At 46.0% G+C, this 11,163-nt stretch carries 8 protein-coding genes; 2 read left to right on the top strand and 6 right to left on the bottom strand.

The window, feature by feature from the left end; genetic code table 11:
* Positions 1-2: 2 nt before the first annotated feature.
* Entirely contained in the window at positions 3-2,789 is a 2,787-nt protein-coding gene (napA, locus tag EE116_RS05260; RefSeq protein WP_122873534.1) for a nitrate reductase catalytic subunit NapA, read from the bottom strand.
* 608 nt (positions 2,790-3,397) lie between these two features.
* Here napA and EE116_RS05255 point away from each other — a divergent pair.
* Together EE116_RS05255 and EE116_RS05250 are read left to right on the top strand one after the other, a co-directional pair.
* Positions 3,398-3,913 carry a ClbS/DfsB family four-helix bundle protein gene (locus EE116_RS05255; protein ID WP_122873533.1) on the top strand — a complete coding sequence of 172 codons (516 nt, stop codon included), beginning with the start codon at positions 3,398-3,400 and terminating at the stop codon, positions 3,911-3,913.
* A gap of 126 nt (positions 3,914-4,039) precedes the next feature.
* Entirely contained in the window at positions 4,040-4,795 is a 756-nt protein-coding gene (locus EE116_RS05250; RefSeq protein ID WP_241091644.1) for a hypothetical protein, read from the top strand.
* A 319-nt stretch (positions 4,796-5,114) separates the two neighbouring features.
* On the opposite strand, the gene EE116_RS05245 is transcribed toward EE116_RS05250, so the two are convergent.
* The 5 genes from EE116_RS05245 to panB form a co-directional block, all read right to left on the bottom strand.
* Positions 5,115-6,449 carry an OprD family outer membrane porin gene (locus tag EE116_RS05245; protein WP_122873532.1) on the bottom strand — a complete coding sequence of 445 codons (1,335 nt, stop codon included), beginning with the start codon at positions 6,447-6,449 and terminating at the stop codon, positions 5,115-5,117.
* 151 nt (positions 6,450-6,600) lie between these two features.
* Complete coding sequence (locus tag EE116_RS05240) at positions 6,601-7,641, bottom strand: AI-2E family transporter (protein WP_122873531.1); 1,041 nt, start codon at positions 7,639-7,641, stop codon at positions 6,601-6,603.
* Positions 7,642-7,918: 277 nt separating this feature from the next.
* A complete protein-coding gene (gene ruvB, locus EE116_RS05235; RefSeq protein ID WP_122873530.1) occupies positions 7,919-8,938 on the bottom strand; it encodes a Holliday junction branch migration DNA helicase RuvB in 1,020 nt (339 codons plus the stop codon).
* A gap of 256 nt (positions 8,939-9,194) precedes the next feature.
* Positions 9,195-10,082: a tetratricopeptide repeat protein gene (locus EE116_RS05230; protein WP_122873529.1), complete on the bottom strand. Its 888-nt coding sequence runs from the start codon at positions 10,080-10,082 to the stop codon at positions 9,195-9,197.
* Between the two features lie 196 nt (positions 10,083-10,278).
* Positions 10,279-11,082, bottom strand: a complete 804-nt coding sequence (gene panB, locus EE116_RS05225) for a 3-methyl-2-oxobutanoate hydroxymethyltransferase (RefSeq protein WP_122873528.1) — start codon at positions 11,080-11,082, stop codon at positions 10,279-10,281.
* Positions 11,083-11,163: the final 81 nt, after the last annotated feature.

The raw sequence follows: 11,163 nt of genomic DNA, 5'->3' as shown, positions 1-11,163 counted from the left end.
TATTAAGCCTTGTAAATTTTAACCGCGCATTTTTTATAGTCCGTCTCTTTTGAGATCGGGCAAGTCGCATCTAAGCAGACTTTGTTGATATATACGTTTTCATCGAAAAACGGCACGTACACTAGGCCCGAAGGAGTTTTATTTCGTCCGCGCAGATCCAGTCTTGCTTTTACCTTACCGCGGCGAGACTCGATCCAAACTACGTCGTTATGTTGTAAATTTAGCTTCTGCGCATCGCCTTCGTGCATGTAGCAAAGCGCTTCAGGTACGGCGCGGTAAAGCTCAGGAACGCGCATAGTCATAGTGCCGGTATGCCAGTGCTCCAAGACGCGGCCCGTGCATAGCCAGAAAGGATACGTAGTATCAGGCATCTCGCAAGGATCCATATAAGGACGGAAGAAAATTTTGGCTTTATTAGCGATAGAAAATTTCTCGTCTCCGCTAGTTACTTTGGTCAAATCGCCTTTTTGCAACTTGGCTTTTTTATTGCCGTAGAATGCAAACTGCTTGCCATCCTCGGCAAATTTTTTCGCATACGGATCGTATTTAGCGTTAAATCTCCACTGAGTCTCTTTTCCGTCTACGACGGGCCACCTTAGTCCGCGCACTTTGTGATAGGTATCAAAGTCTGCTAAGTCGTGTCCGTGGCCGATACCGAATTTGCGATAGTCTTCCCAAAGGTATTTTTGGATGAAAAATCCGTATCCGTTAAATACTTTGCCGTCGCTGCCTATTATCTTTCTGCTATCGCCGAAAACCTCAGAGTTATCAAAGTCCTCCATTATCGCGTCTTTTGCAGGGTAGCTCTTAGCTTCTTCGTTTGCGAAAAGCACGTCAAATAGCGTATCTTCTTCGCTATAACCCATAGCTTTTGCCTCTTCTAGCACGCTTGGAAGCGTTAGCTTATCATCCACCTTTTGTTCGCCCCAAACCTCTTTTAGCTTAAAGCGTTTAGCAAATTCCAGCATCTGCCAAGTATCGCTCATCGCTTCGCCTACCGGAAGGACTTGCTGACGCCAGTGCTGCGTTCTACGCTCGGCGTTACCGTACGCGCCCCATTTTTCGTAAATCATCGCGGTAGGCAAGATTAGGTCGGCAACCTTAGCCGAGATGCCCGGATACGGGTCCGAGACGATGATAAAATTATCCATCTCTCTAGCGGCTTTTATCCAGTGGTTTGCGTTTGCGGTATTTTGCCACGGGTTATTTACCTGAACCCACGCCCATTTCATCTTTCCGTCTTCCATATCGCGCATCATTTTTACGTAGTGGGAGGCGATTTTCGGATTTAGCGTATTTTTAGGCAGTTTCCAAATTTTCTCGCTTATTTCGCGGTGTTCGGCGTTGTCTACGACCATATCCGCAGGCAAGCGGTGAACGAAAGTACCGACCTCGCGAGCCGTACCGCATGCGCTTGGTTGTCCTGTTAGAGAAAACGCTCCGTCGCCCGGTTTTGCGTGTTTGCCAAGTAGCATATGCACCATATAGGCTTGCTCGTTTACCCATGTGCCGCGTTGGTGTTGGTTAAAGCCCATCGTCCAAAAGCTCACTACTTTTCTACCTTTTTCGATGTACCAGTCGGCTAGTTGCTTTAGTTTTTTCTTAAATTCTTCCAAATCCTCGTTCGGATCGCCTTTTATTAGCGGAGCGGAGAAGTCAAGCGTATAAGGTTTAAGAGCTTCTTTAAATTCTTCAAACGTGATTTGCCAGTGCTTGCCCGCGGTAGCCGTATTTTTATTTTCTAGCACGTCTCCCTCTTTATAGCCTAGATAGCCCAAAGTTACGCCTTCGTTTTTGCTTAGTTTCTTATGAAGCTCTGTCTCTACGACGTCCTTTTCGTTTGAGTAGTTAGGGTGGTTTGGATTATTTCTAAGTCCGTAGCCGATATCGGCAGGCCCCGTCGCAAACACGCAGTGGCTATTTACGTAGTCCCAATCAATGGCTTCAGGGTGATTATAAACGATCTCGTGAGCGATGTAGTTCCAGATAGCGACGTCTGATGAAGGAGCAAAGATAATCTCCGTATCGGCTATATTTGACGTCCTAGTCGAATACGTACTTAAATTTACGACCTTTACGCGCTCCGGATCGCTTAGCTTTTTATCGCTAACGCGCGCCCAAAGTATCGGGTGCATCTCGGCCATATTAGCGCCCCAAGCCACGATAGTATCGGTTAGCTCTATGTCGTCGTAGCAGCCCGCAGGCTCGTCGATACCGAAAGTCTGCATAAATCCGACGACCGCGGACGCCATACAGTGGCGAGCATTCGGGTCAATAGAGTTGCTTCTAATACCCGCTTTCCATAGTTTGACGGCTGCATAACCCTCTAAAATAGTGTATTGACCCGAGCCGAAAACGCAGGCTGAATGCACGCCGTTTTTCTTCATGGTCTCTTTATATTTTTCCGCCATGATGTCAAAGGCTTTTTCCCAGCTAATAGGCTTAAATTTGCCTTTTTTATCAAATTCGCCCTTTTCGTTCACGCGCAAAAGCGGCTGAGTGATGCGGTCTGCGCCGTACATGATCTTGGCGTTAAAGTAGCCTTTGATGCAGTTTAGGCCACGGTTTACCGGCGCTTCAGGGTCGCCCTTGACGGCTACGATTTTGCCCTCTTTGGTTGCGATCATTACGCCGCAGCCAGTTCCGCAGAACCTACATGCGGCTTTATCCCAGCGCCAGCCCTTTTCGGCGGCGTTTTGCGCAGCTGCCATAGAGCTAGGCAGCGCTATACCGGCACTCGCGCAAGCAGCCGAAGCGGCGGCGCTTTTTATAAAATCTCGTCGATCCATTTTCTCTCCTCGTTTATTTTTTAAGATAGTTCTTAAAAATCAGGCGGATATTAACCGTTACAACCTAAATTTAAGTTGATTAAAAATAATTAATTCTTTGGCAGTATTTGGGGTTTAAATTAAGACCAAAATTATCTTTATTTTGCCTATTTTAGGGCTAATGCTTAAAATTACGTATAAATATAAAATCTTATATTTACAAAAATCAATATGCTTTTTGATAACAAAACCCATAATATCCCAGAAACTTTTTTTAAAATATAAATTTAACGTGTAGATCCGTAACAATTTTAAGACACAAATATAAATTTTTATATCTAGGTTCAAAACTACTGCATATTTTTAATTTTAAGCCTTAAAAACGGCTAATTTTAGGCTAAATTATCAAAGGTATAAAATTTATTAAAATTCAAGACCGTAAAACTCACAAATTTGAAATTTGATCAAATTTGAGCTGTATATTTAAGTTTTATTTTTAATTTTTAAAATATAAATATAAATTAAATTTTACCTTTTATATTTTGTAGCTTTTGGTAATACCCGCATCTTTAAAGCGTAAATTTAATAACGCGCTGTAAAATTTGCTCAAATTTAACCAAGGATAAAAAATGCCGCGACCGACGAATAAAATAGACTTACTAAGCGCTTCAGAGACAAATTTTAAAAAGCTTTTATCGCTAGTTGAAAGCATGAACAAGGCAGAGCAAGAGGCTAAATTTGACTTCGAGGATAGGGATAAATGCGTCCGCGACGTGCTCGCGCACCTTTACGAGTGGCATTTGCTTTTGATAAATTTTATCCAAAAGAACCTAAGCGGTGAGCGGGCTTCGTTTTTACCCGAGCCGTACAACTGGAAAACCTACCCGCAGATGAACATGCAAATTTGGCGAAAGCACCAAGATACACCGCTTTACGAGGCTAAAACTCTGCTGGCGCAAACACACGAAAAAGTAATGCATCTTACGGCAAATTTTAGCGACGAGGAGCTTTTTGCTCGCGGATATTTTAACTTCACGGGCAACCTAAATCTCGCCGCCTACGTCACCGGCAGCACCTCATCACACTACGACTGGGCGACAAAAAAGATAAGAAAACACAAAAGAAGTCTAAAAGCTAGCTTGTGATCTGCCGCTTTACTAGTCAAATTTAGGCAAACAAATTCGCCAAATTCGGTCGCTCATTGCTTTAAATGCGTCTTAACATTAAGCTAAATTTAGCTAGATTTAGTCTTTTAAATTTTAGGAGAACGAATGAAAATAAAATTTTCTCTCATAGCTGCCGTTTTGGCGCTAACGGGATGCGGCGATAACAACATCGATATCGTGAAAAACTACACGCTGCCGTTTAAAAAGTCAATGACGATAGGCGCTGCCGTCGACGGCTACAAAGGCTGCCAAAACGTAAAGTGGGAAGACGTTAGCGGAAACGATCTAAAGCTGGTAAAAGTAACTTGCGAGGTTAGTAGCGACATACTCAAAGCGGAATTTGACAAACAAAACGCTCGCTACGAAGAGGCCGTACAAAAAGCCAAAGACGACGCGCAAAAAAGCCTAGAAAAGACGCTAGAGCGGATAATAAACAACTACAACGAACTAAAAACCGAAGGCAGCAGCGACGCAAACAAAGAGGAGATGCTGGCGCTGGCAAATAAATTTTGTAAATACGACGAAGAAAAAGCAAAGAAAAGTAGCTTCAGCGCGCCCGTAAACTGCGATAACGACGCGATCGCGGACGAGCTCGCAAACAAATACAAGCTAAACGGCAATGCCTTTTTATTTAGCACCTTCGTAAGCCAGTTTCAATGGGCCGCGTTTGATTCGCAACGCCCGCCAAAACCGATATTTTTCGGAGATATGCCAAAGCAGATAAACTCGCGCTCGTACGAGCTCAAATTTATCATCAATACCGACAAAACCGTCGATATCGACCGCAAAGCCGTGATGATAGAGGACGGCGAACGCAAGGAGATCGGTAGCGGCGTACTCGGTAAATTTTACGAAAGATAGGCCTTCATTTACAGCTTGCACGGGCTAACGATTTGCCCTTGCAAGCTTAAATTTACGTTTGCTTTTGGCCGACACGCACAAAGCATGAAAGCAAATTAGATCGCTACGGACAAATTTTAGTCTTTAAATCCACGCTATTTTTTCAAATCCCACTTTATCAAATTTAACTGTTCTTGATTTTATCTTTTAAATTTAAGTGCAAATTTACTCAAAAGATCAAATTTATGCAGGTTTTACGAGGTCAAATTTGCGCATAAAACGCAAGAAAAACAAAAAAGAAGTAGCGGACGCGTCAAATTTGCGTCCGCGTGGCTAAAAGCTAGTTTAGAAGGTTAAATTTATATCCGACTTGTAGCCAAAGCTCGTTGTTATCGGTCTTTTTGACTGCACCCATAGCATCAAAGTTCTTTCTCTCAAGAGCCGTGTAGGTGACGCTTGCGCTTAGCCCTTTGACCCACGGCATATCGTAGCTAGCCTGCGCCGCCCAGCCTTGGACGTTCATGTGCGTGTTAGCCGCGGTCGGACCGGCGTTGCGGTGAGGGGCATCTTGCTTGCCTTTTACTAGATGAAGTTTCGCTTTTAGGCCCTCGGCGCCGACTTCTTTAAAGTCGTACTCAAACAAAAGCTTATGCGTATTCATACCCGCATATCCTGTAAACACGAAAGGTCCGCGAATAGGAAGCAGCGTGTATGAGCCGGGGCCGTTACCTAGACCAAACGCCAAAGCGTCGTTGTCGCCGACGGTCGTATAGGCGTAAGAGGCGCTAAAGCCCACGAAATCATAAATCCCCGCTCTTAGGCCGATCATATTTCCGTCGTAGTTTAGATCTTCCAGGCCTCTTGTAGTGCGAGAGCCTTTGTACATCGCGTCAAATCCGAGTTTAAAGTCGCCGACGGGTACTTTATAGTTGGCCTCGGCTAGGTAAAAGTTGATGTCGCCTTGCAGCGCGCCGCGCCTAAGATCGGTCACTCTAGCGTATGCGCCGGTTAGTTTTAGATTCGGTATGCTTTGGTTGATGACCGCGCCGGTAAAGATATTATCAAACTCGTACGCCACGGGTCCCATACCGCCGACGATGACTCTATCTTTAAAGTGCGGAGCGCGCCCCTCTTTACCGCCCGTTACGACGGCGCTTCTGCCTTGGAATTTATAATACCAGCCGCCGATCAGAGTTGTGTTTGGGATGTCTTTATTTACGATCGTTAGACCCTCAAATGCCTCTTTAAACGCGCGAGTCGGATTGCCCGCTACTAGCGGAGTATTTACGTATTGACGGCCGAATTTTATATCGGTCTGCCCTATACCGTAGCCCAGATACGCTTCAGACATTACCGCACCTTGCGTTCTCCACTCTTTATCGTATAGAGTGCCGCTTTTTCTCATGCTGTTAAACGGCAAGAAGTTGCCCTGCCCCGTAACTCCGAGCCTAAAGCCGTAAAACGGATCGGTCACGTATCCGAGCTCAAGCTGTATAGACGTCAGCTGCTCATCGTGTATCGGCGCGCGCTCGTCTTTTTGATCGACGTAGGTGGCTTGGATCTTGCCTGCTAGTTTTCCTTTGGTGAACGCCTCTCCAAAGGTGTCGGCTGCGTTTGCGGCGCCTAAAAAGCCAAGCGCCAAAACAGCGGCTAAACTTAGTTTTGCTAGTTTCATAAAAACTCCTTGGTTAAATTTAGCAAATTTACGTTCCGCAAATTGAATGCGGAACATTAATTTTTATATTTAAGGATTATAGCACAGAAAATAATAAAATCCGTGTTAGATTTGTGATATTTGCTAAAAATATCGCCAAATTTAGGCAAATTTAGACGACTGAGTGCTCTTTAAGCAATGTATAAAGCTTGATAGTCGAGATAAAAAACGTCACGATCGCAGGACCTAAGATAAGTCCCCAAAAGCCAAACGTCGAGATACCCGCTATCATCGAGAAAAATAGCAGCAGTTCGTTGATTTTGGTCGGGATTTTTACGAGCTTGTCGTTGATAAATTTAATCACGATCGGCTTTAAAAACGTATCTGCGACGATAGATATCGCGACGATAGTATAGACGGCGATGACGATCGCAGCCGCGGTGTTGCCGTTAGCAAACTCGTAAAGGCTAATAGGCCCCCACGCGAGCAAACCGCCAACGACTGGCACGAGCGAAGTAAAGGCAAAGAGTATGCCCATCAAAAAGCCGTTGTAGCCGTACGAAATCGTGATGATAGCAAAGAGGCAACCCTGCAAAATCGCGTTTAAAACGATAGAGTAAAGCACGACGCTCATGACGTTGGCCACTTCGCTAAGTATAAACTCGCTCTCGCTCTCTTTCATCGGAAGCGCGCTTTTTAGGTAGCCCACGAGCTCGCTACCGTAAAGCACCGCAAAAAAGAAAAACACGAGGATGAAAATCATGTCGATGAGAAATTTTACGCTTGATTTGCCGATGCCGCCAAGGCTAGAAAGCACGTTGCTAGATATCGCTCCGATGTCGATGTCTGCGATCATCTCTTTGATTTTTGGTTCTAGAAATTTGATCGGTTCGGGTAGCTGAAAATTCCCGCTTTGAAAATAATTTAGCGTATTTGTTATGTAGCCGGTGTTAAAGTTTGCGGCGTGTTTGGCGATCTCGATCACGGCGTACAAAAGCGGCGCGATAAATAGCGAAAACAGCGCTAGCGTCGTAAGAGCCGCCGAGAGCGTTCTTTTGCCCTTCGTTAGTTGCAAAAATTTGACGTTGACGTTTGAGGTGGCGACGGCTAGCAAGGCGGCGATAAAGATGTTTAGCAAAAACGGCTTAAAAAGGTACACGACAAGCGCCAACGCACAAAGAGCGAAGATACCGAAAAACACTCGATTATTCATTTTTTTTCCTTTGAGGGGCTTATTATATCAGATTTTGCGGGGTTTTGCGGACAGGCGGCACTTGGGCGCGGTAGTCTTATGACGGCTGATAAATTTGAAGCGAAATTTGAGCGGGTTAAATTTTCTGTGTACTTTTAAATCGAGCATATAACGAATGCGGTCAAATTTGACGGCCGACTAACCAGACGGCAGCAAATTTAAAAGCTCAAATTTTACTTACCGACGGCTTTAGACAGATTTAGCAAAAAGCAACCATCTGAGTAGAGTCAAATTTGCATCACTCCTCAAACAATCCCTTTTGCGTATCGCCGTCAAATTTGAGCTTAAACACCTCGTAGGCTTTTGCACTAGCTAGCCTGCCTTTAGCGGTGCGCTCGATGTAGCCGTTAGCGAGCAGATAGGGCTCGATCACGTCCTCGACCGTGCCCTCGTCTTCGCTTAGAGCCGCCGCGATCGTACTTAGCCCCATCGGGCGACGTTTGGCGGCGAGAAGGATTTCTAGGTACTTGATATCCATCTCGTCAAATCCTATGTCGTTTACGCCAAGCGCGTCCAGAGCCTCTTTGGCGCGAGGTTGCGAGATGATGGCTTCGTCGTTTACTTCGGCAAAGTCTCTTATGCGCTTTAGTAGCCGTAGCGCGATCCTGGGCGTAGCGCGCGAGCGAGCGGCAACCTCGAGAGCGGCGGCTTTTTCGCACTCTTTGCCAAGCTTTACCGAGGCGATCTGCACGATACGGGCCAGCTCCTCGCGGGTATAAAACTGTAGCCTAAAATCCATCCCGAATCTATCTCGCAGGGGTGCCGAAATCATACCCGCGCGCGTCGTAGCGCTGATGAGCGTAAATTTAGGCAGGTCGATCTTGATAGTCTGCGCCGCAGGCCCCGAGCCTATAATGATATCTAGGCGAAAGTCCTCCATCGCAGGATACAGCACCTCCTCGATCGCGGGGCTTAGGCGATGTATCTCGTCGATAAAGAGCACGTCGCCCTCTTGGAGGTTGGTTAGCACCGCCGCCAGATCGCCGCTTTTTTCTATCATGGGTGCGGCCGTCATCTTGATACTCACACCCATTTCGTTTGCGATGATGTGCGCCAGCGTCGTCTTACCAAGGCCCGGAGGCCCATAGAAAAGCACATGGTCTAGGCACTCGCCGCGCTTTTTAGCAGCTTTTATAAAGACGCCTAAGTTTTGCTTGATCTTTTCCTGCCCGATGTAGTCCTCAAAGCGCGTGGGGCGCAGCGACACCTCAAAATCGTTTTCAAAGCTTATTTTTTCTATTTCGACTATTCTATCCATTTTTTCGGCTCTGTTTTTCGTAAATTTGCCGCATTTTACAAAATTTTGGGTAAGTTTTGGCTTTCGCCTTTGTTCAAATTTGACTCGGCATTCAGCGGTAAATTTAGGAGATGAGGTGATTAAATTTGAATAAAAACGGCAAATTTAAGGCGGTGGAGTCAAATTTGACTCCGTAAGGGCTAAGGTTTCAAAACCAAACAAAGCTCAAATTTATCCGCCTCGCCGAAGCGGATAAATCTCAAAAATCAGCCCGAGCTTAAAACTCCGCTATCCTCGCTTTTAAAAGCTTGCAATCGCTATCGTTGCCAAATTTACAACCCTCCGCGATAGACTCGAATTTTTCGTAAATTTCGATATTTTTCTCGTAGTTTTCAAAGCCCAGAGCCCTGCAGCCGTCGTCGTTGCCGAGCTTGCAAGCGCGCGAATAGCCGTCGTACGCGTCGTAAACCGCAAACTTCACGCCCTGCGCGTGCTCGTAAACATAACCCAGAGCATAGCAGCCAAGCGCGTTTTTCATGTAACACGAAGTGTCAAAGGCCTTGTGCGCGCTTGCTAGATCGCGCTCTGCGCCCAGCCCCTCGTGCATCATCCTGCCGTAGTTGTAGCAGCCCGCGCCGTCAAATTTCCTGCACGCTTTGGCGTACAAATTTACGGATTTTTTGAGATCGTTTTGCGATTCATAGATGAGGCCGAGGTTGTTGCAAGCCGCCTCAGAGCCCAGCTCGCAGCCTTTTTCGTAGAGGCGAAATATTTTATTTTCATCCTTGGTGCCAAAAACTTCCTTGACGTTTAAAAGCGCCAGATCAAAGCAGCCCGTGCCGTTTCCCAGCTCGCACGATTTCTCAAAGAAAAGCTCGGCTTTTTCGTTGCTTTCCTGGGCTCCAAGCCCGCTAAAATGCATACTGCCCAGCGCCGCGCAACTCATCGCGTCGCCCTCCTCGCAAAGCGGCGATAAAATCTTAAAAGCAGCGTCATAATCGGCATTTTCGATAGCCTGTCTCGCGGCCTCCTCGCGCTTAGAAAACCGCTTCTCATTCTGCGTTTGCTCGTTTTGCTCGCCTAGGCTATCGATGCCTAGCCCAAAATTCGGATTTGAGGCCATTAGCGCGCTAAAAAACGCCGCTAAAATCAATAAAATTTTCAAAACTCGCTCCTTGTTTTTAATCTAGCCTTGTTTTGATAGCCAAATTTGCCCGTCAAATTTGGCGAGGGGCGGGTAAATGCAAGTGATCAAATTTAACCCAAACTCTACTCGCCAAATTTAACGCCTAAGGACCAAATTTGCCGCCGTTTGCCGGGTGATCAAATTTACCCCGCCGACTAGATTTGCCCAAAACAAGCTAAATTTTATACTCGAACTCCTCGCTCGGAAAGGTCTTTTTTCTAACTTCGCGAGCGTAGGCTTCTACCGCCGTTCGCACCAAATTTGCTCCGTCAAGATAGCGCTTGACGAATTTTGGCTTAAACTCGTCAAAAAAGCCGAGCATATCGCTCCACACGAGCACTTGTCCGTCTACGTCGGCACCTGCGCCGATACCGGTGATGGGCATTTGTACGCTCTTTGCGACCTTTGCCGCAACCGGGCTTAGCGTGCCCTCGACCACGGCCGAAAACGCTCCAGCACGCTCGAGCGTTTTCGCCTCGTCGATCAAGCGCGCTTCGTCAGCCTCGCTGCGTCCTTTTATCTTGTAGCCGCCTTCGTTTCGCACGAACTGAGGCATGAGTCCGATGTGAGCCATCACGTTTATACCCTCGCCAACGAGCCTTTTTACGATGGGAGCGGCTTTTAGACCGCCTTCAAATTTGACGGCGTCCGCGCCCGCTTTGATAAATTTAGTCGCGTTTTTTAGTGCGGATTTTTCATCCTGATAGCTGCCAAATGGCATATCGGCCACGACAAAAGCGCGCTTTGCGCCCTGCAAAACGGCCTTAACGTGATAAAGCGCGTCGTTCATTTTTAAGCTAAGGGTGTCTTTTTTGCCGTTAAAGCTCATATTTAGACTGTCGCCAACCAAGATAATATCGACGTAATCATCAAAAAGCCGCGCAAAAAGAGCGTCATAAGCGGTGATCATAACGATAGGCTCTACACCCTTTTTATTAATTATATCATTAATTGTAACTTTTTTGTCATTTTCTAGCATAAATTTTTCCTTAAATTTCGGTATTTTATTTTTAATTTTATCAAAAAAATGTTACAATCACGATAATAGTTTTAAGGAAAA

The organism is Campylobacter showae (genome assembly GCF_900573985.1).
Classification (GTDB): domain Bacteria; phylum Campylobacterota; class Campylobacteria; order Campylobacterales; family Campylobacteraceae; genus Campylobacter_A; species Campylobacter_A showae_E.
Note: the sequence above shows the minus strand (reverse complement) of the source record. Positions and strands in the feature narration are given on the sequence as shown.